At 60.8% G+C, this 25,466-nt stretch carries 27 protein-coding genes, 1 other RNA gene and 1 riboswitch; of the genes, 22 read left to right on the top strand and 6 right to left on the bottom strand.

The genetic code is table 11. The features are described from left to right. Positions 1 to 13 precede the first annotated feature (13 nt). The 4 genes from C1896_14570 to C1896_14555 all read right to left on the bottom strand — a co-directional run bounded on the left by C1896_14570 (position 14) and on the right by C1896_14555 (position 4,193). Positions 14 to 877, bottom strand: a complete 864-nt coding sequence (locus C1896_14570; GenBank protein AZZ46013.1) for an MBL fold metallo-hydrolase — start codon at positions 875 to 877, stop codon at positions 14 to 16. A gap of 181 nt (positions 878 to 1,058) precedes the next feature. Beyond that, positions 1,059 to 1,790 (bottom strand): ABC transporter ATP-binding protein, encoded by a 732-nt coding sequence (locus tag C1896_14565; protein ID AZZ46012.1) that lies wholly within the window; start codon positions 1,788 to 1,790, stop codon positions 1,059 to 1,061. Further along, positions 1,783 to 3,003: a hypothetical protein gene (locus C1896_14560; protein ID AZZ46011.1), complete on the bottom strand. Its 1,221-nt coding sequence runs from the start codon at positions 3,001 to 3,003 to the stop codon at positions 1,783 to 1,785. Before C1896_14560 ends, C1896_14565 begins: the two co-directional genes overlap by 8 nt. Before the next feature lie 5 nt (positions 3,004 to 3,008). Next, on the bottom strand, positions 3,009 to 4,193 hold the full coding sequence (locus tag C1896_14555; protein ID AZZ46010.1) for an efflux RND transporter periplasmic adaptor subunit: 1,185 nt from the start codon (positions 4,191 to 4,193) through the stop codon (positions 3,009 to 3,011). Between the two features lie 242 nt (positions 4,194 to 4,435). Between C1896_14555 and C1896_14550 the strand changes: the two genes are divergently transcribed. Beyond that, positions 4,436 to 5,365 (top strand): hypothetical protein, encoded by a 930-nt coding sequence (locus C1896_14550; protein ID AZZ46009.1) that lies wholly within the window; start codon positions 4,436 to 4,438, stop codon positions 5,363 to 5,365. A 70-nt stretch (positions 5,366 to 5,435) separates the two neighbouring features. On the opposite strand, the gene C1896_14545 is transcribed toward C1896_14550, so the two are convergent. Next, positions 5,436 to 6,422 carry an FAD-binding protein gene (locus C1896_14545; protein AZZ47683.1) on the bottom strand — a complete coding sequence of 329 codons (987 nt, stop codon included), beginning with the start codon at positions 6,420 to 6,422 and terminating at the stop codon, positions 5,436 to 5,438. A gap of 303 nt (positions 6,423 to 6,725) precedes the next feature. On the opposite strand from C1896_14545, the gene ffs reads away from it, so the two are divergent. From ffs to C1896_14455, 18 genes are all read left to right on the top strand, one after another. Beyond that, an RNA gene (gene ffs / locus C1896_14540) (signal recognition particle sRNA small type) lies at positions 6,726 to 6,822 on the top strand. Positions 6,823 to 7,112: 290 nt separating this feature from the next. Further along, positions 7,113 to 8,288, top strand: a complete 1,176-nt coding sequence (locus C1896_14535; GenBank protein ID AZZ47682.1) for an elongation factor P maturation arginine rhamnosyltransferase EarP — start codon at positions 7,113 to 7,115, stop codon at positions 8,286 to 8,288. 133 nt (positions 8,289 to 8,421) lie between these two features. Then, positions 8,422 to 8,988 carry an elongation factor P gene (efp, locus tag C1896_14530; protein ID AZZ46008.1) on the top strand — a complete coding sequence of 189 codons (567 nt, stop codon included), beginning with the start codon at positions 8,422 to 8,424 and terminating at the stop codon, positions 8,986 to 8,988. An 824-nt stretch (positions 8,989 to 9,812) separates the two neighbouring features. Then, positions 9,813 to 10,883, top strand: coding sequence for a 3-deoxy-7-phosphoheptulonate synthase (locus C1896_14525; protein ID AZZ46007.1), 1,071 nt, complete (start codon positions 9,813 to 9,815; stop codon positions 10,881 to 10,883). 94 nt (positions 10,884 to 10,977) lie between these two features. Then, a complete protein-coding gene (locus tag C1896_14520; GenBank protein ID AZZ46006.1) occupies positions 10,978 to 11,649 on the top strand; it encodes a 3-methyladenine DNA glycosylase in 672 nt (223 codons plus the stop codon). Positions 11,650 to 11,799: 150 nt separating this feature from the next. Continuing rightward, complete coding sequence (locus tag C1896_14515; GenBank protein AZZ46005.1) at positions 11,800 to 12,165, top strand: DUF2946 domain-containing protein; 366 nt, start codon at positions 11,800 to 11,802, stop codon at positions 12,163 to 12,165. A gap of 102 nt (positions 12,166 to 12,267) precedes the next feature. Then, complete coding sequence (locus tag C1896_14510) at positions 12,268 to 12,822, top strand: putative natural product biosynthesis protein (GenBank protein ID AZZ47681.1); 555 nt, start codon at positions 12,268 to 12,270, stop codon at positions 12,820 to 12,822. A 412-nt stretch (positions 12,823 to 13,234) separates the two neighbouring features. Continuing rightward, positions 13,235 to 13,414 (top strand): hypothetical protein, encoded by a 180-nt coding sequence (locus C1896_14505; GenBank protein ID AZZ46004.1) that lies wholly within the window; start codon positions 13,235 to 13,237, stop codon positions 13,412 to 13,414. Further along, positions 13,411 to 15,051, top strand: a complete 1,641-nt coding sequence (locus tag C1896_14500) for a cytochrome d terminal oxidase subunit 1 (GenBank protein ID AZZ46003.1) — start codon at positions 13,411 to 13,413, stop codon at positions 15,049 to 15,051. Before C1896_14505 ends, C1896_14500 begins: the two co-directional genes overlap by 4 nt. Before the next feature lie 10 nt (positions 15,052 to 15,061). Beyond that, positions 15,062 to 16,204 carry a cytochrome d ubiquinol oxidase subunit II gene (gene cydB, locus C1896_14495; protein AZZ46002.1) on the top strand — a complete coding sequence of 381 codons (1,143 nt, stop codon included), beginning with the start codon at positions 15,062 to 15,064 and terminating at the stop codon, positions 16,202 to 16,204. A gap of 55 nt (positions 16,205 to 16,259) precedes the next feature. Continuing rightward, complete coding sequence (locus C1896_14490; protein ID AZZ46001.1) at positions 16,260 to 16,385, top strand: cytochrome bd-I oxidase subunit CydX; 126 nt, start codon at positions 16,260 to 16,262, stop codon at positions 16,383 to 16,385. After that, positions 16,366 to 16,659 (top strand): Cyd operon protein YbgE, encoded by a 294-nt coding sequence (locus C1896_14485; protein AZZ46000.1) that lies wholly within the window; start codon positions 16,366 to 16,368, stop codon positions 16,657 to 16,659. Before C1896_14490 ends, C1896_14485 begins: the two co-directional genes overlap by 20 nt. Positions 16,660 to 16,729: 70 nt before the next feature. Beyond that, positions 16,730 to 17,191: a hemoglobin-like protein gene (locus C1896_14480; protein ID AZZ45999.1), complete on the top strand. Its 462-nt coding sequence runs from the start codon at positions 16,730 to 16,732 to the stop codon at positions 17,189 to 17,191. A gap of 14 nt (positions 17,192 to 17,205) precedes the next feature. Beyond that, positions 17,206 to 17,781: a hypothetical protein gene (locus C1896_14475; GenBank protein ID AZZ45998.1), complete on the top strand. Its 576-nt coding sequence runs from the start codon at positions 17,206 to 17,208 to the stop codon at positions 17,779 to 17,781. 137 nt (positions 17,782 to 17,918) lie between these two features. Beyond that, positions 17,919 to 18,566 carry a peptidase P60 gene (locus tag C1896_14470; protein AZZ45997.1) on the top strand — a complete coding sequence of 216 codons (648 nt, stop codon included), beginning with the start codon at positions 17,919 to 17,921 and terminating at the stop codon, positions 18,564 to 18,566. Between the two features lie 83 nt (positions 18,567 to 18,649). Continuing rightward, positions 18,650 to 19,180, top strand: a complete 531-nt coding sequence (locus C1896_14465; GenBank protein ID AZZ45996.1) for a hydrolase Nlp/P60 — start codon at positions 18,650 to 18,652, stop codon at positions 19,178 to 19,180. Positions 19,181 to 19,250: 70 nt separating this feature from the next. Continuing rightward, positions 19,251 to 19,571, top strand: coding sequence for a hypothetical protein (locus tag C1896_14460; GenBank protein AZZ45995.1), 321 nt, complete (start codon positions 19,251 to 19,253; stop codon positions 19,569 to 19,571). A gap of 161 nt (positions 19,572 to 19,732) precedes the next feature. Next, positions 19,733 to 20,998, top strand: a complete 1,266-nt coding sequence (locus C1896_14455; GenBank protein AZZ45994.1) for a sodium:proton antiporter — start codon at positions 19,733 to 19,735, stop codon at positions 20,996 to 20,998. A 48-nt stretch (positions 20,999 to 21,046) separates the two neighbouring features. Here C1896_14455 and C1896_14450 read toward each other — a convergent pair whose 3' ends face one another. After that, positions 21,047 to 21,850: a DNA repair exonuclease gene (locus C1896_14450; protein AZZ45993.1), complete on the bottom strand. Its 804-nt coding sequence runs from the start codon at positions 21,848 to 21,850 to the stop codon at positions 21,047 to 21,049. Between the two features lie 160 nt (positions 21,851 to 22,010). Further along, positions 22,011 to 22,228: riboswitch (cobalamin riboswitch) on the top strand. A 109-nt stretch (positions 22,229 to 22,337) separates the two neighbouring features. Between C1896_14450 and btuB the strand changes: the two genes are divergently transcribed. Genes btuB through cobO form a run of 3 tightly spaced genes read left to right on the top strand, consistent with a single transcriptional unit; the run spans position 22,338 to position 25,425 of the window. Then, positions 22,338 to 24,212, top strand: coding sequence for a TonB-dependent vitamin B12 receptor (gene btuB, locus C1896_14445; protein ID AZZ45992.1), 1,875 nt, complete (start codon positions 22,338 to 22,340; stop codon positions 24,210 to 24,212). A gap of 35 nt (positions 24,213 to 24,247) precedes the next feature. After that, complete coding sequence (locus C1896_14440; protein ID AZZ45991.1) at positions 24,248 to 24,817, top strand: hypothetical protein; 570 nt, start codon at positions 24,248 to 24,250, stop codon at positions 24,815 to 24,817. Beyond that, the gene (gene cobO, locus C1896_14435) at positions 24,814 to 25,425 is read left to right on the top strand and encodes a cob(I)yrinic acid a,c-diamide adenosyltransferase (protein ID AZZ45990.1); all 612 of its coding nucleotides are present in this window, start codon (positions 24,814 to 24,816) and stop codon (positions 25,423 to 25,425) included. Before C1896_14440 ends, cobO begins: the two co-directional genes overlap by 4 nt. Positions 25,426 to 25,466: the final 41 nt, after the last annotated feature.

The following is a 25,466-nucleotide window of genomic DNA, read 5'->3' as shown; positions in this document are numbered from 1 at the left end:
TCCACAGAGGCAGTTACAGCGCGTCCAAAGGGATCTTCAAATAGCGAGTACCGTTGCTTTCAGGCGCTGGCAGCTCACCGCCACGCATGTTGATCTGCACCGACGGCAGAATCAGCGTGGGCATCGCCAGGGTGGCGTCGCGCGCGGTGCGCATGGCGACGAAGTCGTCTTCGCTGACGCCGCTGTGTACGTGGATGTTGTGCTCACGTTCGGCTGCAATGCTGGTCTCGTAGCGAAACTCTTCGCGTCCCGGTGCCTTGTAGTCGTGGCACATGAACACCCGGGTCTCGGCTGGTAGCGTGAACAGTTTCTGGATCGACTGGTACAGCGTCCGCGCATTTCCACCGGGGAAGTCGCAGCGCGCGGTGCCGTAATCTGGCATGAACAGGGTGTCGCCGACGAACGCGGCGTCGCCGATCACATAGGTCATGCAGGCTGGCGTGTGGCCTGGCGTATGAATCGCCCGCGCCTGGATGTGGCCAACCTGAAAGACATCACCGTCGTGGAAGAGACGATCGAACTGACGGCCATCCGTGGCGAACGCGCTACCAGCGTTGAACAGGGCGCCAAAGGTGTCCTGTACTACGGTGATCTGATCACCGATCGCCAACGTCCCACCCAGCCGCTGTTTTAGGTATGGCGCGGCGCTCAGGTGGTCGGCATGCACATGGGTTTCGAGCAGCCATTGCACCTTCAGGTCGTGCTCGCGCACATAGTCGACCAGGCGCTCAGCCCCAGCATGTGACGTACGGCCCGACGCCGGATCGTAATCCAGCACCGAGTCAATCAACGCACACTCACGCGTTTCTGGGTCGCTGACTACATAGCTGTACGTAAAGGTCGCGGGATCGAAGAACGCTTCAACACGGGCATTCATGGCTTGCTCCTTCGCTTGGCTTGATACGGGTGGGGGTATACCTGGAAGGATCTTAGCGCTAGATACGGTTATATGCTTAGATTTAATAGTTATTAAGAGGGGCGAGCCAATTCTGCCGGTATTTCAAGGCGAAGCTGAGTTCGCTGACGAAAGCTTTGACCGGCTCGGCCGGGGGCAGGGATCAGCGTGTTTCGGTGCGGGAGTGGTCGCTGACGATACGGCCATCAACCAATTGAATGGTTCGCGCGCAGTCGGCGGCCAGTCGCGGATCATGGGTCACAACCAGTACGGCGCAACCGAACTGGACATTAATACGGTGGAACAGCTCGAACACGCTTTGCGCGGTGCGAGTGTCGAGATTCCCGGTCGGCTCGTCGGCCAGCAGCAGCGGAGGGCGGGTAACCAGCGCGCGGGCAATCGCGACCCTTTGTTGCTGACCACCGGATATTTGCGTGGGTTTCTTGTCGGCGAACGCGTCGAGCCCGACTTCGTTCAACAGACTGCGGGCCAGGTCGATATCCGCACTCGAGGGCCTCCCATGGCGGATCATCAATGGCATCAGCACATTTTCCAGTACGTTGAATGCCGAAATCAGATGGTGAAACTGAAACACGAAACCGATGGCCTGATTGCGCAGACGTGTGCGGGTTTCATCATCACTGATGCGGGTGGGCTGGCCGAGCAGATAAAGCTCGCCTGAGCTGGGCGCGTCGAGCAGCCCGATCAGGTTGAGCAGGGTGCTTTTGCCGGAGCCGGATGGCCCGATGAGCGCGGTCAGTTCACCGCGGCACAGACGTAAGTCGATACCGTGCAGCACTTCCGTTTCCAGAGGGGTTCCGAAGTTGAATGCCTTGCGTACCTGTTCGAGACGCAGCACTTCTTCGACGTTCTGGCTGGCAGCGGATTCAGACATAGCGGATCGCCACGGCCGGGTCGTAGCGAGCCGCGCGGCGCGCTGGCATGGCGGCTGCCAGCACACCGGTAACTGTTGCGACCAGCATTGCCAGTGGTACCAGCGTCGGGTCGACCGGTATGAAAAATAGACGTGGCCCCGCTAGATTGAAGACCTGTACCAGACCCCAGCCGACCGCGCCGCCACAAGCCGAGCCGAGCAAACCGAGCAAGCCCCCTTGCAGCAGGAACACGCGGAGTATCTGCCCACGCGGGCTGCCCATCGCCCGCAGGATGCCGATCTCGCGGGTACGTTGGACGACACTCACGGCCAACACGCTGGCGATGCCAAAGGCAACGGAAATCCCGACAAAGATGCGGATCATCTCGGTGGTCATGCTTTGCGAACTGAGCGCGTTGAGCAGCTGACCGTTGGTTTCCATCCAACTTTCGGCACGCAGGCCGGTCAGGCGGGCCAGGCGTTTGGCAATGCGGTCGGCTTCGAAGATTTCACCGACGGTGGTGTCGATGACGGTGACGCCTCCAGCCAGGTCGAGCAGCGTCTGGGTTTGCTTCAGGTCGAGGTAGACATAGCGCGCATCCAGCTCGCGCACCCCTAGTTCGAAGATCCCGGCGATGTCGACCACCGCCTCGCGTCCTTCGCCGGCGTCTAGCTTTAGCTTGTCGCCGATGCCAAGGCCCAGGTCACGGGCGAGTTCTTTGCCGATCACCGCATTGCCGGCGCCGACTGTGAACTGGCCGGCTCTCAGGTCATCGGTCAGTGGGATGATCTGCTGATACCGCACCGGATCGATACCGAGCAGCGCGACGGATGCACGGGCGACGCCGCGCCGGGCGATAGCCGGACCGCTGATGACTGGCGACACGGCAAGTACCTGCGGATCTTCATCGAGCACGTCGCGAATGTCCTGCCAGTTGATGATCGAGCGCAGGCGCTGCGCTCGTGGATTCTCCAGTACCAGTGACCAGCTGCCATCGTCGATAGGTAGAACGCGGTTGACCTCATCGGGCGGCAGGATACGGATATGCGCCTGGGTGCCCAGGGTCCGTTCGATGACGTTGGCCTGCAGCCCAGTGATCAATGCGGTGATGAACACGATGACCGCAGAGCCGACTGCAATGCCGAAGATGATCAGAAGCGACTGCATGCGGTTGTCCAGGAGGAAGCGCAGGGCAATCAACCATTCCGTCCAGAGTGAATCCGCCAGGCGCACGGCAGTCAATCCTGGATGCCGCGAGGCATCGGTTGCTCACGAACTCGCACGCGCTGGCCAGCTTCGGCATCGCCAGCGAGCACCAGGTCGCCAGCAGCCAGGCCTTCGACCACCTCGCTCAGTGCAGTACCCAGCAGGCCCAGGCGAACATCGACGCGCTCGACCACACCGTCGTTTACCCGTAGCACCTGAGCGAGAGTGCCATTGCGGGCGAGGAGAGCATCGTTGGGCAACACCAGTGCCTGTTCACGGCGACCCGTCTCGATGTTCACCGATACCGTCATCCCCTGACGCAAGAAATCGGCTGGCCCCTGCAGGTCGAGGTGGACATCGATGGTGCCGCGAGCCGTATCGACGCTCGGGGCGATGAAGCTGACCCTCGCTTGCAGCACCCGTTCGGGATAAGCATCAGCGACGACTTTGGCTGCCTGCCCGAGCTCGACTGGCGCCAGGTTCTTCTCGTCCAGAGGCAGGAGGATTTCGCTGCTGCCGGAGCGCGCGATAGTCAGCAGTGTTCGGCCTGGCTGGACCAAGTCACCGGGTTCGACGTCGCGTGTCTGTACGATGCCCTCCACCTGCGCTTGGATGCGCGTTTTCGCCAGCGCCGCGCGTGCTGCTTCCAGGCGCTGGCGCTGCACCTGCTCTTCGCTACCGCCCGCGGCCAGCGCTGCAGCGGCGAACCGTGCACGATCACGCACAGCACGCGCCGTCAGTTCCGCGCGGCGCGCCTGTTCAAGCGGTTCGGAAGCCAGCAACTTGCGGTTGAACAGTACTTGCCGGCGTTTCAGCTCGCGGCTTGCCTGCTCGAAGTTGTGTTGGGTCTCGCGTGCTGATGCTTCTGCCTGCGGGCGAGTGGAGTCGATCAGTTGCTGCAGGGCAGCTTCGGCTTCGCGCAAACGGGCCCGCTGCTCGTCGTCGCGCAGCTCCAGCAGCAAGTCACCGGCTTTCACCGCATCGCCTTCACGCACATGCCGCTCGGCAACGACGCCAGTGATCTCGCTGCCGATCTGGACCAGCGACTGGGTGTCCACCTCTCCACTGGCGACCACGCGTTGAACCAATGGCCGTGTTTCCAACCGGTAACCAGGCAGCTCCGGTCCTTGCAACTGACGCCAGCCCAGCCAGCCTGCAATCAAAAGCAGCACAATGAGTAATACAAACGCGCGGCGGATTGATTTGGCGGCAGGCAAAACGGACCACTCCCTGTGCGGCACATGACGACCATCGGACGCCACAAGCTTACGGACAATCACGCGTTATGGGTACAGCGCGGGTATCACTCGGCGGAGACAGCCCAACAGCGTTGAATCATCAGCAGACTCTTGGGTTCAAACAGTGAGTCCCTTCGTAGTGCAGGACTATCACAGCCATAGCCTCGCCCTGATAAGAGGCTGCGTACAATCAATTTTCCCGCTGTCAGGATTTGCTGATCATGGCGTCAACCGCTCAAAGCCCCGCTGCCACTTTACGCTCCGTCTGGCTCGCTCAGGCCCAGGCCAGTCCGTGGATTACCTTCAGTCTTGCCGCTGCCGCGGTGGTCGTCCTCTTGCTGCTGGTGGCCGGTGGTGTCAACGCTTTCAATAATGAGTCCAGTCACGTTCGCTACGCCATGCTGGGCGGGAGCGCCGGTTTCGTTGCCACGGCTGTTGGCGCTTTTTTGGCGATCGGCCTGCGCGACCTCTCTACTCGCAGCCAGGACAGCATGCTGGGTTTCGCGGCCGGGATGATGCTGGCAGCCAGTGCATTTTCGTTGATCCTGCCCGGACTGGAAGCCGGCCGTGAGCTGTTTGGCAACGGGCTCGCTGCGGCTTTGACCGTAGTGGTCGGGCTTGGCCTCGGCGTTTTGCTGATGCTCGGGTTGGACCACTTCACACCGCATGAGCATGAGAGCACAGGACCCCGCGGCCCCGAATTCGCGCGGCTTAACCGAGTGTGGCTGTTCGTGCTCGCCATCGCCCTGCACAACATTCCAGAGGGCATGGCCATTGGCGTGAGTTTCGCCAATGGCGACCTGAGTGTCGGTCTGCCATTGACCACTGCGATCTCGATTCAGGACATCCCGGAGGGCCTTGCCGTTGCACTGGCGCTGCGCACGACAGGGTTGTCCGCGCGGGCCTCCGTGCTGATAGCGGCAGCCTCCGGGCTGATGGAACCCATCGGTGCGCTGGTTGGCATCGGCATGTCCAGCGGATTCGCCATTGCCTATCCGGTCAGTCTCGGCTTGGCGGCTGGCGCCATGATCTTCGTGGTGTCCCATGAAGTCATCCCTGAGACCCACCGCAACGGCCATCAGACGCCCGCGACGCTCGGATTGATGTTGGGCTTCGCCGTGATGATGTTTCTGGACACCGCGCTGGGTTGAGCTCAGCTAGCGCCGGGCTGCCGCATTTAGGCAGCCCGGCGGATGTGATCGAGCAGGTACAAGGCTTTGCTTATAGATTTTCCAGCAGCCGGCGGGCGGCTTCCTGGCCGCTGAGCCAGGCACCTTCGACCCGGCCGGACAGGCACCAGTCACCACATGCATACAGGCCCAGCCCGGCGTCGGCTAGCGCCGTCCACTCATGGGCCTGGGCTGGCCGGGCATACAGCCAGCGATGTGCCAGGGTGAACTCCGGTGCCGGCACTACGCAGTCGATCAGCTCCGCGAAAGCGCCGTGGAGGCGCTCGATCACCGCTTCCTTTGATAGGTCGAGATGCTGGCGGCTCCAGTTGCTGGTGCCGTGCAGCACCCAAGTGTCGAATTCACCGTCTCGCCCCGGTTTGCTGCGGTTGCGAGCGATCCAGTCCAGTGCATCGTCCTGAACGAAACAGCCTTCCACCTGGGTGCTCAACGGTGTGGCAAATCCCAGCGAAACCGCCCATGTCGGTTCCATAGCGACGCTTGCCGCAACGGCCGCGAGCTTGGGGGCGCTTGGTAGCAACGCCGCAGCCTGGGGTGCCGGAACCGCAACCACCACGTGGCTGAAGGGGCCGTGGCTGGCGCCGGAGGCGTCGACTAGTGTCCAAAACTGCTCACCGCGAAACACCTCTGTGATGCGGCAACTGAAGGTAACCGGCAGTTCGCCCAACAGGCCTCGGGTGATTGCGCTCATGGTCGGCGTGCCAACCCAGCGCACTTGCTCGTCGGCAGAAGGCGTCAGCTGTCCGTCGCGAGCCTGGAAAAGGCTCGGCGACCACTGGTCGACCCAGCCCTCGGCGTGCCACTGACGCAGGGCGTCGGTAAAGCGGCGATCCCTGGCGGTAAAGTACTGCGCGCCCAGATCGAGCGAGCCTGCATCGCTGCGTTTACTGGCCATGCGGCCACCACTGCCGCGGCTCTTGTCGAACAGATGTACGGGCTGCCCGGCATCGTGAAGTGTACGGGCTGCGGAAAGGCCCGCGATCCCGGTACCGATGATGGCGATTGGAGCCTTGCTCATGATTACCTCGTGTGCTGGTGCGATCAGCCGCACAAACGATTGGTTGCGGCATGATTTCATGACAAGCGTTCGATAGCGCTTAGCCTCCCCATCCTCGGACAGACGCCCGTCTTTGGCTAGAGGGTTTCGACGCAATGCGGTAAACAGCTCCCCGGTTTCCGGGGTTGCTGACCGACGGTCATGCGCCCGTTGAGCAGCGCATTCGGCCGGGGTATTCGCCGTTCGTAGGCGGTGGTTGTAAGTTGCTGATAAGCCGGTACAATGGCGCCGCTCGCCGCCAGGCGGGTTTGTCATGGTGGGCCCTGCCGGTCCCCCCGCAACGATCAGCCGTGAACCCGGTCAGGCCTGGAAGGGAGCAGCCGCAGCGGTGACATTGTGTGCCGGGGTGTGGCTGGTAGGGTTCACCTCCATGACGATAGTATTTTCCCCTCTTTATATTCCCCCCTAGCATCGGCTTCCGGTGAGCCGGAGCGAGTTCTCACGCCTTCTTATCGGCCTGATGGGCGACAGCTTACCGACTGCAATGCTCAAAAAAACGCATACAAGCTTGCCCGCGGAAGCAGCCGAGAGCGCTTGGCATTGTCGACACGCGGCTCGCTTTAAACGTGGTTGGTAGGCCGTTGGCAGTATTCTTTTGCAGGCATCCTGCAGGCACAAACAGCCTGGAACGGTTCATTCAAGGGGTTTCGTTTGTCAGTTAAAACAAGCTGGGACATCTTTTGCGTAGTCGTCGACAACTACGGTGACATCGGCGTGACCTGGCGGCTGGCGCGGCAGTTGGTGGCAGAGCACGGCCAGCGAGTGCGGCTGTGGGTCGATGATCTCGATACCTTCGCTAGGCTTTGTCCGGGCAGCAGCACCACCGCCGATCAGCAATGGCATGAAGGTGTAGAGGTGCGTCATTGGACACCTGTTTGGCCCGGCGCAGAGCCGGCCGATGTGGTGATTGAGGCTTTTGCCTGCCAGCTTCCCGACGCTTATATAAAGGAAATGGCTGGCAGCGGGCGCCGTATCCTCTGGCTCAACCTGGAATACCTCAGCGCAGAAGACTGGGTGGTGGGCTGCCATGCGCTGCCTTCTATGCAGCCCGATGGCTTGCAGAAGTATTTCTTCTTTCCGGGCTTCGAGCAGGGCACCGGCGGATTGATTCGCGAGGGCGATCTGCTGGCACGTCGGGAGGCGTTTCAAGCCAACCCGGTGCTACGTGAAGCCTTTCTGCAGAGCTTCGATTTGACCGCGCCGGCCGGCGCGCGCTTGCTCTCACTGTTCGCCTATGAGAATCGCGCCGTCGCCGGATGGCTCGATGCGCTGGCTGCTGATGCGCGCCCATCGCAGCTGCTGGTGCCTGAGGGCCGGGTTCTGGGCGACGTGGCTGCCTGGCTGGGGCTCGAGCAGCTGCGAGCCGGTGACCGTCATGCCCGTGGTGCGCTGCAGATTGCAGTGCTGCCGTTCATGACCCAGAACCAGTACGACATGCTGCTGTGGTGCTGCGATTTCAATGCCGTGCGCGGCGAGGAATCCTTCATCCGGGCGCAGTGGGCAGGGCGGCCGTTGGTCTGGCATATCTATCCTCAGGATGAAGATGCGCACTGGGACAAACTCAACGCTTATCTGGACCTATACGTCCGCGACCTTTCCCCGCAGGCCGAGCTAGCGCTACGTGAGTTCTGGCGGGCCTGGAACGAGGGCACAGGCAGCGGCAAGGCCTGGACCGCGATGTTGGAGCATGAGGCAGAGCTGCAGGCGCATGCTGACCGCTGGACACACAAGCAGGTTGCCAACGGCGATCTGGCCGGGAAACTGATGCTTTTTTACGCAGACTGGTTAGGGCCTGCTTCGGTCCGACCCGTGGCTGCTCCGGCTTGACCGTTCGGCAAGGCTGCCAATATAGGGGCGGCAACGGCGCCATACGTCGCAGTAACGCGGCTTGCGACGAAACAGGAACAGACCCTATGATACGCGGCCTGTTTTATGTCTCTAATTCCATTCGGATATTCGTATGAAAACCGCACAAGAGTTCCGTGCCGGCCAAGTGGCCGTTATCAACGGCGCACCCTGGATCATCCAGAAAGCCGAGTTCAACAAGTCCGGTCGTAACAGTGCCGTGGTCAAGATGAAGCTGAAGAACCTGCTCAATGGTTCGGCGACCGAGACCGTTTACAAGGCTGACGACAAGCTGGAGCCGGTCATTCTCGAGCGCAAGGAAGTGACCTATTCCTACTTCGCTGACCCGCTGTACGTCTTCATGGACGAAGAGTTCAACCAGTACGAAATCGAAAAAGATGACCTCGAAGGCGTGATGACCTTCATCGAAGACGGCATGAGTGACGTCTGCGAAGCTACTTTCTATAACGACAAGGTGATCTCGGTCGAACTGCCGAACACCATCGTTCGTGAAATCGTTTACACCGAGCCGTCCGTTCGCGGCGACACGTCCGGCAAGGTAATGAAGACTGCGCGCCTGAAGAATGGCGCCGAGCTGCAGGTTTCTGCTTTTTGCGAAATCGGCGACTCGATCGAAATCGACACTCGCACCGGCGAGTACAAGTCCCGTATCAAGGCCTGATTTCAGCCCTGCGCGGACAAGCCCGGCCTGGCGCCGGGTGACTTGAGACCGAACCCCGCTTAATGCGGGGTTTCGTTTTTTTTGGGGACGGTGACTAGTGGCGGCCGCCTGCACGGTGTCTGCGTTCATCGCGGTACGCAGGAAACGCGTCATGTAGAAGGTTTCATACTGAAGCGTGGAAGCTGGCATGAGAGGGGTGCGCTTACCCTGCGAAGAAGCGTTCCTTCACCTTGCTTCGGGAGGGGTGGCTATGATGCTCAGCCGAATAGGCGTGTCTCCAGCCCGGAACCCCAAGCAGCGACATTGCGACTGAGGTGAGCTCAGGTCCGCTGAACAGAGCAGCGGGGTACCGATTCCGGCGCTCTACCGGTTGAAACGAGTCGACGCGCTGGAGTATGGTTCGGACATCCTCTGGAGAACAGCATGCTGCTCAACCTGATTCCTTTGATCCTTGCAAATACTAGCGCCATGCGCTCGGCGTTGCTGCGTGGTCAGGCGATTACGGCTGACGGTTATTTTTTTGGGTATTGGTTTAGCCATCGGCGCGCCTGATACCCCACAGGCGCCCTAGCAACCAGGGTCGCCACCAGACAGTTTTCGAACCCCCGGTCGGCCACCCGACCGGGGGTTTTGTTTTTTTCTGGCCTGAGAAGGCCTCACGTACCGAGGGCAGCACCATGTACAACGACACCAGCGCTTACCGCACCTACCGCTATGACTGGCGATTTAGCAGCTTCACCGCCGCCGCACCCACACACCTAGACCGAACACTTCGCTAGCGCCGACGCGGCACAGATGCCGCGCCGGCCAAAGGACCGCCAGTCATGAATGCACCACTTAACGCTCCAGCCATCACCTGCAACGGTTCCTCCGCCCCAGCCAGACGTAGCGCTCTTCCATTACCAAGTCCCGCTTTACTGCGGCAACGGCTGCCCCTCAGCGCATCGCTTGACGAGCGCGTCCAAGATGATCGAAAGGCCATTCGCGCCGTACTCAACGGCGATGACCCGCGCTTGCTGGTGGTGGTTGGCCCTTGTTCGTTGCACGATCCGGTGTCCGCACTCGAATATGCGGCGCGGCTGGCTGAATTGGCCCCGCAGGTCAGCGATCAGCTGCTGCTGGTGATGCGTGCCTACGTCGAGAAACCACGTACAACGGTCGGCTGGAAGGGGCTGGTTTACGATCCGCAGCTCGATGGTAGCGGTGACATGGCGGAAGGGCTGCACATATCGCGCCGGTTGATGCTGGATATCCTGGCGTGTGGGCTGCCGATCGCCACCGAACTGTTACAACCCCTGGCCGCGGGCTATTTCGATGACCTGCTTGGCTGGGCGGCGATCGGAGCACGTACCAGCGAATCGCAAATCCATCGTGAAATGGTCAGCGGGCTCGACCTGCCGGTGGGTTTCAAGAACGGTACCGATGGCAGCCTCGGGATTGCTTGCGATGCCATGCGCTCGGCTGAGCATCCACATCAGCACTTCGGAATCGACGAGCTCGGGCATCCAGCGCTGCTGAGCACGAGCGGCAATGCCGATACCCACCTGGTGTTACGTGGCGGGCACTCGGGGCCAAACTATGATGAAGATAGCGTCGCAAAGGCGCGGGATACGTTGCAGCGCCAGGGTATTGCCCCGCGCATCATGGTCGACTGCAGTCATGCCAACAGCGGTAAAAACCCACTGAGTCAGCCAGCGGTGCTGGCGTCCGTTGTCGATCAGCGCACGGCTGGCGATTCGACTCTGCGTGGCGTGATGCTCGAAAGCCACCTGTTCGACGGCTGCCAGCCACTGTCCGGCGAGCTGAGATATGGAGTATCCATTACCGACGGCTGCCTTGGCTGGAGTGCGACCGAGCGGATGCTGCTTCGCGAGGCGGATCGACTGCGCCGCTAGGGTGAACGAGCCCGGCCGCGACGGTCGGGCTTGCGACGTTGGGTAGCCGAGGGCAACCTGTGCGGCTCGTTTCGATCGATGACTCAGGACTTGCATGCGCGACTACAAATGGCTGCACGAATACTGCCTCAATCGTTTCGGCTCGGCCGCAGCACTGGAGAGCCGCCTGCCGCAACCCAACAGTGGCGATGAGCTTCGCGCCATCGCGGATGACCGTTACCTTTCGCTGATCAGCCTCAGAATATTTCGGGCTGGACTCAAGCACAGTCTGGTCGACGCCAAGTGGCCGGCGTTCGAAGAGGTGTTCTTTCGTTTCGATCCCGAAAAGCTGGTGTTGATGGGAGGCGAACACATCGAGCGACTGATGCAGGACGCCCGCATCATCCGCCACCTAGGCAAACTCAAGAGCGTGCCGCGCAACGCCCAGTTCGTGCTAGACGTGGCGAAAGAGAAGGGGAGTTTCGGCAACCTGATCGCTGATTGGCCGGTCACCGATATCGTCGGCCTGTGGCGCTATCTGGCCAAGCACGGCACCCAGCTGGGAGGCCTGTCGGCGCCGCGTCTGCTGCGCATGGCGGGTAAAGATACGTTCATCCCCAGCAATGACGTTGTTGCTGCGCTCAAGGCGCAAAAGGTAGTGGACAAGGTGCCCAGCAGCCAGCGGGATCAGGCGGCCGTGCAATCGGTGTTCAACCAATGGCACAGCGAGAGTGGCCGACCCATGTCTCAGCTCTCGGCAATGCTGGCGTTTACGGTCAACCACTGACGAGCTGGGCCTACGAGCGGAGTGTCGAAGCCTGTACGCCTTGGCGTCGTTGGCCGGCGATGCCTCTCGTGACAGAAACAGCGCATAGCCCGATGTTCTGCGGCAGTTTGGCGCAGCGCCGCCCAAGCGCAGGCGGTGTACAGTCAAAACATGACCATCGTCAAAGACAAGCGTATTCAGATCATATGGGTGCTCTTCACGTGCATCCTGCTCAACGCTTTTGTCTGCAGTCTGAACCACGGCTCCCACATGGGATTCGAGCTGGCCATGGGGCAGGAGCCGTTCTGTGCCAGCACTGCATCGTCAGCTAGCGGCGATGCGTTCCCCGCCGATGTTCATGAGCTGGCTGAGCACGGGCTGGATTGCCCGCTATGCGGCTCGGTCTTTCTTGCCATTGCTGTGCTGTTTGCGCTGGGTTGGCTGGGGTTTGCGGCAACCGTGCCGCTGCCTCGACCTGGTCCGCAACAGCGTGGTCCGCGCTACCACTGGCCATCGCTGAATCCCCGCGCACCCTGATACCCGACCGGACTCCCTCGCCGTCCGAATGCAGCCTGGCTGCGCAGCGGACGAAAAGATCGTCGGTTACCCGACGGGATGGTCAATACAGGGGCTTTCACCATGGCCATGATGGAAAAATTCGCTCGCACCGAAGGCCGCATCGGCTTTCGGCTTCCCTTCCCGGATTACCCTAGCAATGCCCGCAGTTTTGTCCACCTGGACGCCCGGTTATTGCCGTACTGGCATGCCTTGTTCGACGTTTGCCCGAGGTTGCTCAAACTCGATCCGCCAGATGGCCTGAACGTCTTTCGTCAGTTCATGACCTGGGCCTACGGCTGCCAACTGGCGCTTGGCTGGACCTTTCACCTCGGCGTCTGCCGCTGGCTGCTGAGTTCCGGTTACCGGGATCTGGTCGAGCCGGAGCATATCGAAACCATGATGATCGCCGCTGCGGCGCGCTGGGTGGCCAGCGACGACAGCGCGGCAATCGGCATCGTGCTTGGCTGGCAAGGCGGTGATCAGCACGTATTCGACTGGAAGCCGCGGGTGCGCCTGGGGATGCGGCCACCCGCGGCCGAGCAGGAGGAGCTTCCTCCTGCTCCTTGGGACTTCGCCTGGAGCCCGCTTTCCACGACGAGTGGCAACGGCTTTCGACGCTGGCTGAGGGTGCCCTGACTGCGACAGTGCGCCGCGGGGGTGTTTTGGCGTTTGTCAGCCAGGCGTTGAGCGCGCGTTGTGATGTTGTGGCCAGACCTCGCGAGGCCTTCTAGCGGGCACCGTGCTGCCGATGTTGCGTCTGCTCCGGTCGCGTGGTTTGGCCGCGCTCGCGTGTGACGGCCTGCCTGCAGTCTGTGGTGTTGCTGGGGCGAGGCAGGTTGTCGCAGTTGCCGCTGTGACGGCCGCACCGGACACTTTCCCTGCCTCGGATCCGAGCAGAGTTCCACGGTAGATTCGAGGTAAAGCGATTGGGCCCGGGCCGCGACAACCGGGCTTCGGCCCCCTCCCCAAAGGGGGCTTCAATCGCCTCATGCGGTCGGAGTTCGATGCGCTCGCACAGGGTTCGACACTGAAATGCAAGGAGCTAGGCATGTTTAGGTCATCGCTCAGACGGGACATCGCGCTGGTTCTGCTGGTCAAGCTCGCGATCCTCATAACCATAAAAACGATCTGGTTCGATGCGCCCAGCACTCCGGAAAACGGCTCGGCGCGGGTTGCCGAGTATTTGCTTTATTCACGGGATTCTATCCCTGAGGGAGGACCGAGATGATCTCGGAAAGCGTTGTCGATCTGTCACGCCTGCAGTTCGCCATGACGGCGATGTATCACTTTCTTTTCGTGCCGCTGACCTTGGGGCTGGCCTTCCTGCTGGCCATCATGGAGTCGGTCTACGTCATGACCGGCAAGCAGGTCTACAAGGACATGACCCAGTTCTGGGGCAAGCTGTTCGGTATCAATTTCGCCCTCGGCGTCACCACCGGACTGACCATGGAGTTCCAGTTCGGCACCAACTGGGCCTACTACAGCCACTACGTGGGCGACATCTTTGGTGCCCCGCTGGCGATCGAAGGCCTGATGGCGTTCTTCCTCGAGTCGACCTTTATCGGCTTGTTCTTCTTCGGCTGGGATCGACTGAGCCGGGTGCAGCATCTGGCGGTCACCTGGTTGGTGGCGCTAGGGTCGAACCTGTCGGCATTGTGGATCCTGATCGCCAACGGCTGGATGCAAAATCCGGTTGGCTCGGAATTCAACTTCGAAACCATGCGCATGGAGCTGGTGGATTTCGGCGCGCTGCTGTTCAACCCGGTGGCACAAGTCAAATTCGTGCACACGGTGTCGGCCGGTTACGTCACCGGGGCGGTCTTCGTGTTGGCGATTTCGTCCTTCTATATGTTGAAGAAGCGTGACCTGGGCTTCGCTCGTCGCTCCTTCGCCATCGCTGCGGTGTTCGGCCTGGCTTCGACCCTCTCCGTGATCATCCTCGGCGACGAGTCCGGCTATGAGATTGGCGACGTGCAGAAGGTCAAGCTGGCGGCCATCGAGGCCGAGTGGGAAACCCACCCGGCGCCGGCCGGCTTCACCCTGTTCGGGTTGCCCAATCAGCAGGAACAGCGAACCGATTACGCGGTGAAGATTCCCTATGCGCTGGGGCTGATCGCGACGCGTTCGCTGGACGAGGAGGTCAAGGGCATCAAGCAGCTAGTCGCCGAGCATGAGTTGCGCATTCGTAACGGCATGCTGGCCTATCAGCGATTGCAAACACTCCGTAGCGGGGACAAGTCACCGCAGGCCATCGCCGCGTTCAACGAGGTCAAGCAGGACCTGGGTTACGGCCTGCTGCTCAAGCGCTATACCGACAAGGTGGTTGACGCAAGTGATGAGCAGATCCGCCTGGCCTCACTGGATACCATCCCCGATGTGTTCAGCCTGTTCTGGACCTTCCGCGCAATGGTTCTGGCGGGCTTCCTCATGTTGCTGCTATTTGGTCTGGCCAGCTGGGCTTCGATCAAGCGCAATGCCGAGAACAAACCCTGGTTGCTCAAGTTCGCGTTGTTCAGCCTGCCGCTGCCATGGATCGCAGCGCAAACCGGCTGGTACGTCGCCGAGCATGGCCGTCAGCCCTGGTCGATCGCCGAATTGCTGCCGACGCATCTGTCCGCCTCGACGTTGGCGGCGGGGGATATCTGGGGTTCGCTGGTGGCGCTGGTGGCTTTCTACACGCTGCTGCTGGTGGTGGAAATGTTCCTCATGATCCGTTTCGCCCGCCTCGGGCCAAGCAGCCTGCACACCGGCCGCTATCACTTCGAACTCGAAGCAGCCGCCGCCAACCACATGCGCAAGCTGCGCGACGCCGTTGCCGTGCCGAAAGCCGCAAAAGACGCGCCCACCGAACCGACCGCTGTGTGAGGTAAACAAGATGTTCGACTACGAAGTTCTCAAGCTCATCTGGTGGGTATTGATCGGCGTGCTGCTGATCGGCTTTGCCCTTACCGACGGCTTCGACATGGGCGCCATGGCGTTGATGCCTTTCGTCGGTAAGACCGATAACGAGCGTCGCGTGGCGATCAATACCATTGCGCCGCACTGGGATGGCAACCAGGTGTGGTTCATCACCGCTGGCGGTGCGCTGTTTGCAGCCTGGCCGATGGTCTATGCAGTGGCGTTTTCCGGGCTTTACTGGGCAATGCTGCTGGTGCTCTTCGCACTGTTCTGCCGGCCGGTGGGCTTCGACTACCGTAGCAAGGTGGAAGACCCGCGCTGGCGCAGCGCCTGGGACTGGGCCCTGTTCGTCGGAGGCGCGGTGCCAGCGCTGGTGTTCGGTGTGGCCTTCGGCAACCTGTTTCTCGGCCTGCCGTTCCAGCTCGACGAGCTGATGCGGTCCAGTTATCACGGCTCGTTCTTCGAATTGCTCAATCCCTTCGCGCTGCTTTGCGGCATCGTCAGCCTGAGCATGCTCTGCGCCCATGGCGGTGCCTGGCTGATGATGCGCACTGAAGGTGCACTGGGCGAGCGCTCGCGTCTGGCTACCCGCTTGTGTGCGCTGGTATTTCTGATTGGCTTCCTCGGGGCGGGCCTGTGGCTGGCGTTCGGCATTCAAGGCTTTAACCAGTTATCGGTCACGGATCCGGGGGCGGCGCTCAATCCCCTGCTGGACAAGCAGGTGATGCAGAACAACGCGGGTTGGCTGGGCAACTACAGCCGTTACCCCAGCACCCAGATCGCACCGATCGCCGGAATCATTGGCGCGCTGATAGCGCTGCTGGGCGTTCGTCGCAACAGCGGCGGGGTGAGCTTCCTCGGTACCAGTCTGATGATTGTCGGCAGCATCTGCACCGCGGGCTTCGCCCTGTTTCCCTTCGTCTTTCCGTCAAGCCTCGATCCGGCCTCCAGCCTCACCCTGTGGGACGCCGTATCGAGCTACAAGACGCTGGGCATCATGTTCGTCGTGGTCTGCATCTTCGTGCCGCTGATTCTCTGCTACACGCTGTGGAGCTATATCCGCATGTGGGGCCGGCTCAACGATAAGACCATCGAAGCCAATCCGCACGGTTTGTACTGAACCCCTGGCTTGGCGCCAGCGCGCCTGGCTCTGACGTCCCAACGGAGAAATCATCATGTGGTACTTCACCTGGATTCTCGGCGTACTGCTGGCTTGCAGTTTCGGCATCATCAGCGCGCTCTGGTTCGAAGCGACCCAAGACCTCGATGCGGAGCTGAGCAGTGATCGGCTCGGCCAATAGCGTCGTCTACAGCAGGCCCGGCTGCGTGCTCTCGCTGCTGCTGGCCACGCCGCTGGCCCTGCTGTTGTTGATTCACCCTGCGGCGATGCTCGACGGAGCAGGTGGATATGACCATTCGCGGCTGATGCTGGTGATGTGGGGCATATCGGCGGGCTTCATTCATGGCGTCGGCTTCGTGCCGCAGCATTGGCTATGGCGCCTGCTGTTCCATCCAGCCGCCGCCTGGCTGCTGATGGGGCTTGGCTACCTGATCCTGTGGCGGGCGCAGCAGTAGCGCGGCTGGCCGATCTGCCGCGGCGGCACAGTTCTTTGCAACCGTTTCGGCTTATTCAGAGGAGCAATACGTGAACGCAACCGTTGAACCCACTCCTTACCAGCAACTGGGCGGCGATACACCGCTACGCCAGCTGGTCGACCGCTTCTATGACGTCATGCTCAGCGAGCCCAGCGTCGAGACAGTGCGCGACATGCACTGCGCGGATACCACTCAGATCCGCGAGCGGCTCTTCGACTTTCTCTCCGGATGGCTGGGCGGCCCTTCCCGCTTCATTGAAAAGCACGGCCATCCGCGGCTGCGAATGCGACATCGCTTTTTCCAGATAGGTGAGGCCGAGCGCGACCAGTGGATGCTGTGCATGCGCCAAGCATTGGCAGAGATCACCATGGACACCACCCTGAGGGATCGCCTTGAGCAGGCGATCATGCAAATGGCCGAGATGCTGCGCAATGATGCGCCACGTACTTGCGATGGTGGCGGCTTCGGTTGCTCGGCCTCGACGCCTGGGGGCGAGCGCTGTGGGCGTTGAACAGCGGGACGATCATGGCTGAACGTTGGGATATCAAGTTGCGCCTGTTGCACTGGGCCGTCGCCGTGACCGCGATGTTCCAGCAGTTCAGCAGCTTGTGGATGTCCGATCCTGGTAGCCAATACCTGTTTCCCTGGCATCGGTTGGTCGGCATGCTGGCGGCACTGATCGTGCTGCTGTTCTGGCTTTACAGCTATGCCGTGTACGATCTGCAGCGCTTGTTTCCGTGGGGGCGCGACGGGCGCCGTATGGTGTTGCGTGAGGGTTTTGACCTGGTGCACGGCAAGTTGCCGCCAAGCGGCCCGCGTCGTGGACTTTCCAGCTTCGTGCATGGGCTGGGCCTGCTGGCACTCAGCGGCTGTGCAGCTACCGGTATGGTTCTGTTCGCGATGATCCCGCCCGGGCACGTCGGCCCACCAGCCGACGGTTTGGCGTTCACCCGCTACACCTTGCAGCATAAATTCTTCGGCCAGCTGCTCTGGTACTACTGGTATGGCCACGTAACGTTCGCTGTGGTCCACCAACTCAGAGGCGATAACCTGTTAGGGACGATCTTCGGTTTGGGCCGAGAAAATCGCCGCGACGGATGATCAACTGTGAGTTGAAGTGCAGGCCGCGTAGACGTTTTGCCGCAGCTAGTCGGTCACATTTTCCGCAATAGAATTTGCTCATCGGAACGATGGCAGGCATAGTTTCGCCACTTTCGACTTCCCGGCCTGTCAGTGCTATGCGCCAACGCCTCGCACCCCTGTTGCCCTTTGCTCTGATCACGTTGTTGACGGCTTGTGCCATGCAGCCGGAGCAAACCGAAAGTCCGCTGCTGACGCAGCGCTTTCAATTCGATTTCCTGATTGAAACGTCGGAGGCGGATGCCGACCCTGAAGCGGTAACAGCCGAACCCACCGAGCAGCAACTTTCTGAGTTCGCCGATGACGAGAGCTACGAGTTGCCGGCTCTGGCCGACAGCCTGCTTGAGCGCGGTTTCACGCTGGTGGGCACACCGTACCGCTACGGTGGTAGCTCCAGGAAAACTGGTTTTGATTGCAGTGGCTTCGTCAGCTTCCTGTTTCGCAAGGAGGCTGGCATCGAGCTGCCACGCTCGACCCGCGAAATGATCAATCTGGACGCGCCGAAGATCAAACGCAGCGAGCTGGAGCCGGGCGATGTGGTCTTCTTCAATAACCGCGGGCGCGGCCAGGTCAGCCATGCCGGCATCTACATTGGCGGTGACCGGTTCATTCACTCGTCCAGTAGTCGCAGCGGCGGCGTTCGCGTCGATAGCCTTGATGACAAGTACTGGCGCTCCAGCTTCATGCAAGCCAAGCGTGTCCTGGCGCTGGCCCATAATTCAAGCACCATTCCCACTCATCACTGAGTGTTGAGATAGGCCCGCATCAGGCTTGCATCCACTTCCGCATGCCGGCAGAGTGATGGCTCATTTGCCTGGACTGCTCTGCCATGCCTTCTCTGGCTCGTTCTACAGCTGTTCTGCTGGCCGCGATGCTGCTTGCTGCTTGTTCCAGCCAAGCGCCGGTCGAGCCCATAGTCGTCGCGCCTTCACCACCACCCCAACAGTTTCCCGGCACAGCTGAGGAGGTTCTGTTCTCCGCTTTGGGTCTGGTCGGTACGCCGTATCGCTACGGCGGCAACACACCGGATGGCGGCTTCGATTGCAGCGGTCTGATCAACTATGTCTACCGAGGCGCGGCCGGTGTCGCTTTGCCACGTACGACTCGCGAGATGAACGCCATGCGGGGCGCCACTATCAGGCGTAATGACTTGAAAGCGGGTGATCTGCTGTTCTTTGCCACCAGCGGCGGGCGTCGTGTCAGCCACGCGGCAATCTATGTCGGAGAAGGGCGTTTCGTCCATGCGCCCTCAACCGGCGGAACGGTACGTCTGGACAGTCTTTCCAACAGTTACTGGCAGAAGAACTACCTCAGCGCCAAGCGTGTACTCGACAGTGAGCGTCTCGCGCAAAATCCGTAACGCTGGCTGGAGCCGAACATGACAGGCGCGGTCACTTTTCTGTTTGGGGCTGCGACTGTGGAATCGTTAGATGACGCCTCTCCTGCGTTTGCCTGACCCACCTGAAGCGTGCGAGCTGTGCCTACGTCAGACGCCTTTGACCCGCCATCACCTGATTCCCAGGGCGTTGCATGGCAAAAGCTACGTACGCAAACGCTTCGGGCGCGAAGAACGAATCACCGCAACACTGTGGGTCTGCCGGCCCTGTCATAACCAGATTCATCGCCTGTTCAGCGAGAAGGAGCTGGCGCTCCGCTATAACAGCCGCGACGCATTATTAGCCGATCCAGGTCTGCGCACTTTTGTGGACTGGCTGTCGACCAAGCCGGCCGGGTTCGTGCCGCGCCATTAGTTTCGACAGCGTCTGGGTCAGCGCGTCGGAATAATTCGAAATATTCTCCTGTTTGACATTTGCCAGGTGTCGAGTTGTCGCACTTTGGCTATGATCGGCGCCCCAACTTCTCGGGTGCGCATCCTGCGCACAGACCGTCCCCCTTATGCCCTAGGTGCCCCATGCCTGAAATACTTCAGTACGTGCTGATCGGCCTTGCCGTTGCCGCTCTGCTCGGTGTCGTTCTTGAAGAAATCACCCACATCAACAAAGCCAAGGTCACGCTGTTTTTTGGCACCTTTGCTTGGATGTTGCTGTTCATTTTTTCCCCAGAAGGCGCCGAGCGCGATCTGGTTCTGGAAAGTCTCAACGAGAACATTGCCGAAATCGCCGGGCTGTGGATATTCCTCGTCGCCGCGATGACCTTCGTCGCCTATCTGAACAAGAAAGGGTTGATTGAAAACCTGATCTATCTGGTCCTGCCCAAACAAATCAGCGAACGGCAGTTGCTGTTCCTGACCGCGACGTTCTGCTTCGTGTTTTCCTCGTTGGCGGACAACATTACCGCCACGCTGGTATCGATCACGCTGATCATGTCGCTCAAGCTCAGCGCCGAAAAGACGATCAAATATGCGGCGCTGGTGGTGTTTGCGGTGAACTCGGGTGGCGTGGCGCTGATCACTGGTGACGTAACCACCTTGATGATCTTCCTTGCCGGGAAAGTACAGATTCTGCAATTGCTGCTGTTGGCACTTCCCGCGTTCCTGGCGGTCATGCTGCTGGCGGCGATGCTCTCGCTGGGCATGAACGGTCAGGTGGTGGTGGAAAGCCATCGCACCGATGTCCGCCGGGTCGATATTGCCATCGCGCTGATCTTCCTTGGCACCATTCTGTGCACCATCGCTGGTAACTTCTTCTTCCAGATACCGCCCGTGCTGACCTTCCTGACCGGCTTGTCGATTATGTTTCTGGTGGCGCGCTTCTTCAGCGATGACATTGAAACCGATCCGATTTTGGAATATGTGCGCCAAGTCGAATTCGAGACCCTGCTGTTCTTCCTCGGCATTCTGCTCTTGGTCGGCATGCTTAAGGAAATCCATGTGCTCGATGGGTTGGTGCAAATCTACGATCAGGTGCCTGCAGTGGTGGCCAACTACCTGATGGGCATCTTGTCCGCAGCGATCGACAACGTACCCCTGACTGCTGCACTGCTGAAGTCCGGGCTCGAGATGGGGATTGCTGAGTGGATGGTGCTGACCTATGCAGTCGGCGTGGGCGGTTCGCTGCTGGTCATCGGGTCCGCGGCGGGCATTGTGGCCATGAGCAAGGTGCCGGGGCTCACCTTCGGTAGCTATCTCAAGTACAGCCTGTACCTGTTTATCGCATTCAATCTTGGCTTCGCCGGCGTCTATCTGACCGGCCTGGTGGTGGCGGGCTCGCTGGGCTGAGTCGCGCTTGGGCGCGGCCGCTCATAGCCGTTGGATGAGCTGCCGCGCTTACCAGTGCAGGTTGAAGTGCGAGCCGAGCACGAATTGATCATCGAGCAGGTCCCAGCGTTCGACGCAGACCTTCTTGTCGACGCCAGGGTGCAGCTTCATACGATTGAACGAGTTCGGCGATGTCCCACGGACTCGTGATGACAGGGTGGTTCCGGCCTGAACCATCCAGATCTCCCGTGACAGCGCGGTGTACTGCTTGGACAACGGCAATACATAGGGCAGGTGGATGTGCCCGCCCATAACCAGGTCCAATCCTTCATCGGCCCAGCGGTGCAGCGCAGCATCGGCGTTGTGCTGCAGATTGCTCAGATCGCTCAGCACCATCGCGCCGAAAGGCTGGTGCGCCACGACAATACGCACCTTGTTCGGATCGCTCTGCTTGAGCCGCCGCGTGACGGCCTGCACTTGCTCGTCCGTCACCAGTCCATCCTTGTGCCGCCGTGGGTGGGTGGTATTGAGACCGATCACCAACATCTCGTCGTTCTCGAAGCTTGGCTCCAGATCCTCACCGAAGTGGCGGCGATAGTTGCGGTAGGGCATGAGGAAGCGAGCAAAGACGTTGTACAGCGGGATGTCATGGTTACCCGGAATCACCAGCGCTTCTGGGATGCCGTGACCATGCAGGCGCTTGACGAAGGCCTGGGCGTCGGCGAACTGTTCGGCCTTGGCGCGCTGCGTGATGTCGCCGGAAAAGATCAGCAGATCTGCGCCATGCTCGCGCACGTGGTCTTCCATGGCTTGCACGACGGCGGCCTGTTCGGTGCCGAAGTGGGTGTCGGAAATCTGCACGATGCTGGTCATGGGTGGGCGTCTTCTCGTCTGGTGTGCGTGACGGGGGGGCATTGTTGCATTCGAAGCCATTCGGCGCCCGGCGTTCCGGTAAATCGCAGGCAGCGGTATCGAAACCTGTTGCGGCGTTGGCCCTGATCGCTTTCGGTTGCGCTGTGCAGGGCCTTGGACTAACCTCCGCGCTGCTTCAGGTGCCCCCTGGCTAAAAGCCAGTGGGTGAAACAGGGAAGCCGGTTCATTCGATGAAGATTCCGGCGCTGCCCCCGCAACGGTAGGCGAGACAGGACACCGCTCACAGCCACTGTGCCACAGGCATGGGAAGGCCGCGGTTCCGGGATGCAAGGCATCCGCTCGCAAGCCCGGAGACCGGCCTGTCGCATTCCACGGCAGTGCGGCGGGCGCTGATCGGGGTGCGGCTGCTTGCACCTGCGCTCCTTTCGCATTCTCCGTCTGCCCTTATCGACTGATGTCGTGCGGCGGGCACGACGGAGACCTGAACTTGATCTGCAAGACCCTCAATACCTCAGCGGCGTGCCTGCTGCTTGGCTATGTTTCGCTTTCCCATGCTCAGCCGGTCCAACCGCTGAACCTCAACGACCAGGTGGTTACAGCCACGCGCACCGAGCAGGCGCTCAGCCGTATTGCTTCCACCAGCGTCATTACTCGCGAACAGATCGTACGCAGCCAGGCGCAGAGCGTTTCCGAGCTGCTGCGCGGCCTCGCGGGCGTCAATGTGGCCTCCAACGGCGGCCGTGGCAAGACTTCAGCCGTCTATGTACGTGGCACCAGCAGCCAGCATCTGCTGGTTTTGGTCGATGGGGTGAAAATCGGCTCGGCCACATCAGGTGGTGCATCGCTGGAGAACATTCCGGTCGAGCAAATCAAGCGCATTGAACTGGTCCGCGGCCCTCGTTCCAGTCTGTACGGTTCGGAAGCGGTAGGCGGCGTCATGCAGATCTTCACGCGGCGTGGAGAGGGCGAAGGGTTCAAACCCTATTTTTCCGCTGGCGCGGGCAGCCGCTCCAGCTTCGACGGCGCCGCGGGCATATCCGGTAGCCAGGGTGCCGGATGGTTCAATCTCGGCGTGGCGAGCGCGTCAACCGACGGTATCAATTCGAGGGCCTATCGGCCGTCAGCACCACGCTCCTACGAACCCGATGCGGACGGTTATCGCGAGCTGTCCGGAGCCTTGCGAGGTGGATATCGCTTCGACAATGGATTGGAGCTGGACGGCAGTTGGCTGCATGTCGACACCCACAGTGACTACGACTCTCGGTCTACCTCAGGTGCGACAGGTCGCTTCGCCTATAGCGACGGAAGCCAGCAAGTCATCGGTGGCCGGGCACGATTCAAGCCGCTCGAGCCGTGGTTGGTGACCCTGCAGGCCGGTCACAGCGAAGACAACACAGACAACTTCCGCGACGGTCGTTTCTATTCTCGCTTTGACACCAAGCGTGATTCTTTCAATTGGCAGAACGACTTCAGCGTGGCCGACGACCAGTTGCTCACTCTGGGTTTTGATTACCAGCAAGACCGCATCGACGTCACGGACGACTATGCAGTGGACGCCCGCGATAACAAGGGCGCCTACCTGCAGTACCAGGGCCGTTTTGGCCGCCACGGCTTGTTGGCTGGCCTGCGTCGCGATGACAACGAGCAGTTCGGGAACCATGACACCGGCAATCTCGGCTGGAGCTATGACCTGCGCGACAACCTGATGCTGAGCGCGTCCTACGGCACGGCTTTCAAAGCGCCCACTTTCAATGATCTCTACGCACCGGACACCGGCTTCACGGCGGGCAATCCTGATCTGCTGCCGGAAGAGTCGCAAAGCTATGAGCTGGGTCTGAAGGGTGAACAGCAATGGGGCGAGTGGAGCCTCAACGCGTTCGAAAACCAGATTGAGGATCTGATTGTCTGGACGGGAAGTAGTCCCATGCAGCCCCAGAACGTCGACGTGGCGCGCATTCGCGGGATCGAAGGCGTTGTCGGTACCGAGCTGCTGGGCTGGGATGTCGTGACCTCGGTGACCTTCCTCGACCCGCAGGATCGCAGCAAGGCCAATCACGGGCATCTGCTGCCGCGTCGCGCCAAACGGACGTTGAATGTCGACCTGGACCGTGCCATTGGGCGCTTTGCCGTCGGCACGACGCTGTACGCCGCAAGCGAGCGTTTCGACAAATCCAGCAACACCGACGCCGAGCGCTTGCCCGGCTATGCCCTGGTCGATCTGCGTGGCGAATACCGTCTCGATGATGCCTGGCGACTGCAGGCAAAACTGAGCAACCTGTTCGACCGCGATTACGAAACCGCCCAAACCTACGAACAGCCCGGCCGCGCGATCCATTTCACGGTTCGCTACCAGGCACTTTAATCGCGCTTCGGCGCTTCGCCCCAAGGAGAACACCGATGATCAAACTGTCCCCTAGAGCCCAACTGGCTGTCGGAATTGCGCTGGTCGCGCTGATGGCAATGACGCGCGGCCAGCACTTCGCTTCGGTCAACCTGCCAAGCGCCTCTTGGGCGGTGTTCTTCCTCGCGGGCGTGCTGTTGGCGCCGCGCTGGGTGTTTCCGGCTTTGTTCGTCGAGGCGTCGCTGCTGGATTTCGCCGCCATCGAATGGCAGGGCGTGAGCAGCTACTGCATGTCACCGGCGTACTGGATGCTGGTGCCTGCCTACGGCTCGCTGTGGTTCGGCGGACGGATGTATGCGCGGTTGCACCGTGACCACCTGAGTAGCCTGGCATTGCTGGCGGGCGTCGTGGTGCTCAGCGCCTTCGTCTGCTACTTGTTTTCGGGCGGCGGTTTCCTGTTTTTCTCCGGCCGCTATCCAGACCCGAGTCTGGCGCAGCTGGCCGAGCGCATTGGCGTCTACTACCCGCGCTACCTGGGTAATTTGGCGCTGTATGTGGGAACCGCAGCGGTCATGTTCGTCGGCCTGCGTGCTTGGAGCGCACAGCGTGAAGGCGCTCGCGCATGAGTGAGTCCAGCGCACGCGATGATCGCCATAAGGCACGGATGCAACGCAAGAAGGCAGTCATCGACGAGAAGATCGCCGAAGCGCAGGACGAGTACGGCCTGCTGCTGGTGCACACCGGTAACGGCAAAGGCAAGAGCAGCTCGGCGTTCGGCATGGTCGCCCGCGCACTCGGCCATGGCATCAAGGTGGGCGTGGTTCAGTTCATCAAGGGCGCGGCCAGTACTGGCGAAGAAAGCTTTTTTCGTCGATTTCCTGATGAGGTCCGCTACCACGTGATGGGGGAAGGCTTCACCTGGGAAACCCAGGACCGCCAGCGTGACATCGCCAAGGCAAAGGAGGCGTGGAACGTCGCCGCACAGCTACTGGCTGATCCGGACGTTGGTCTTGTCGTGCTGGATGAGCTGAACATTGCCCTTAAGTACGGCTATCTGGAGCTCGACCCGATCCTCGCTGACATCGAGTCGCGACCGCTATTGCAGCATGTGGTGGTCACCGGCCGCGGCGCGCCGCCGGGTTTGATCGAGGCAGCCGACACCGTGACTGAAATGAGCCTGATCAAACATGCCTTCAAAGCCGGCGTGAAGGCGCAGAAGGGAATCGAGTTCTGATGTTTGCAATCAAGGCATACGCAATTGCTGAGCGCTGGGGA

Source organism: Pseudomonadaceae bacterium SI-3, from assembly GCA_004010935.1.
Classification (GTDB): Bacteria; Pseudomonadota; Gammaproteobacteria; order Pseudomonadales; family Pseudomonadaceae; genus Stutzerimonas.
This window is presented reverse-complemented; position numbering and strand designations above follow the sequence as displayed.

What these genes read in the sequence shown, in the direction of transcription:
- C1896_14570 (AZZ46013.1), bottom strand. Translation starts at nt 877, where the DNA reads ATGAATGCCCGTGTTGAAGCGTTCTTCGATCCCGCGACCTTTACGTAC.
- C1896_14565 (AZZ46012.1), bottom strand. Translation starts at nt 1,790, where the DNA reads ATGTCTGAATCCGCTGCCAGCCAGAACGTCGAAGAAGTGCTGCGTCTC.
- C1896_14550 (AZZ46009.1), top strand. Translation starts at nt 4,436, where the DNA reads ATGGCGTCAACCGCTCAAAGCCCCGCTGCCACTTTACGCTCCGTCTGG.
- C1896_14545 (AZZ47683.1), bottom strand. Translation starts at nt 6,422, where the DNA reads ATGAGCAAGGCTCCAATCGCCATCATCGGTACCGGGATCGCGGGCCTT.
- efp (AZZ46008.1), top strand. Translation starts at nt 8,422, where the DNA reads ATGAAAACCGCACAAGAGTTCCGTGCCGGCCAAGTGGCCGTTATCAAC.
- C1896_14525 (AZZ46007.1), top strand. Translation starts at nt 9,813, where the DNA reads ATGAATGCACCACTTAACGCTCCAGCCATCACCTGCAACGGTTCCTCC.
- C1896_14520 (AZZ46006.1), top strand. Translation starts at nt 10,978, where the DNA reads ATGCGCGACTACAAATGGCTGCACGAATACTGCCTCAATCGTTTCGGC.
- C1896_14515 (AZZ46005.1), top strand. Translation starts at nt 11,800, where the DNA reads ATGACCATCGTCAAAGACAAGCGTATTCAGATCATATGGGTGCTCTTC.
- C1896_14510 (AZZ47681.1), top strand. Translation starts at nt 12,268, where the DNA reads ATGGCCATGATGGAAAAATTCGCTCGCACCGAAGGCCGCATCGGCTTT.
- C1896_14505 (AZZ46004.1), top strand. Translation starts at nt 13,235, where the DNA reads ATGTTTAGGTCATCGCTCAGACGGGACATCGCGCTGGTTCTGCTGGTC.
- C1896_14500 (AZZ46003.1), top strand. Translation starts at nt 13,411, where the DNA reads ATGATCTCGGAAAGCGTTGTCGATCTGTCACGCCTGCAGTTCGCCATG.
- cydB (AZZ46002.1), top strand. Translation starts at nt 15,062, where the DNA reads ATGTTCGACTACGAAGTTCTCAAGCTCATCTGGTGGGTATTGATCGGC.
- C1896_14490 (AZZ46001.1), top strand. Translation starts at nt 16,260, where the DNA reads ATGTGGTACTTCACCTGGATTCTCGGCGTACTGCTGGCTTGCAGTTTC.
- C1896_14475 (AZZ45998.1), top strand. Translation starts at nt 17,206, where the DNA reads ATGGCTGAACGTTGGGATATCAAGTTGCGCCTGTTGCACTGGGCCGTC.
- C1896_14470 (AZZ45997.1), top strand. Translation starts at nt 17,919, where the DNA reads ATGCGCCAACGCCTCGCACCCCTGTTGCCCTTTGCTCTGATCACGTTG.
- C1896_14465 (AZZ45996.1), top strand. Translation starts at nt 18,650, where the DNA reads ATGCCTTCTCTGGCTCGTTCTACAGCTGTTCTGCTGGCCGCGATGCTG.
- C1896_14460 (AZZ45995.1), top strand. Translation starts at nt 19,251, where the DNA reads ATGACGCCTCTCCTGCGTTTGCCTGACCCACCTGAAGCGTGCGAGCTG.
- C1896_14455 (AZZ45994.1), top strand. Translation starts at nt 19,733, where the DNA reads ATGCCTGAAATACTTCAGTACGTGCTGATCGGCCTTGCCGTTGCCGCT.
- C1896_14450 (AZZ45993.1), bottom strand. Translation starts at nt 21,850, where the DNA reads ATGACCAGCATCGTGCAGATTTCCGACACCCACTTCGGCACCGAACAG.
- C1896_14440 (AZZ45991.1), top strand. Translation starts at nt 24,248, where the DNA reads ATGATCAAACTGTCCCCTAGAGCCCAACTGGCTGTCGGAATTGCGCTG.
- cobO (AZZ45990.1), top strand. Translation starts at nt 24,814, where the DNA reads ATGAGTGAGTCCAGCGCACGCGATGATCGCCATAAGGCACGGATGCAA.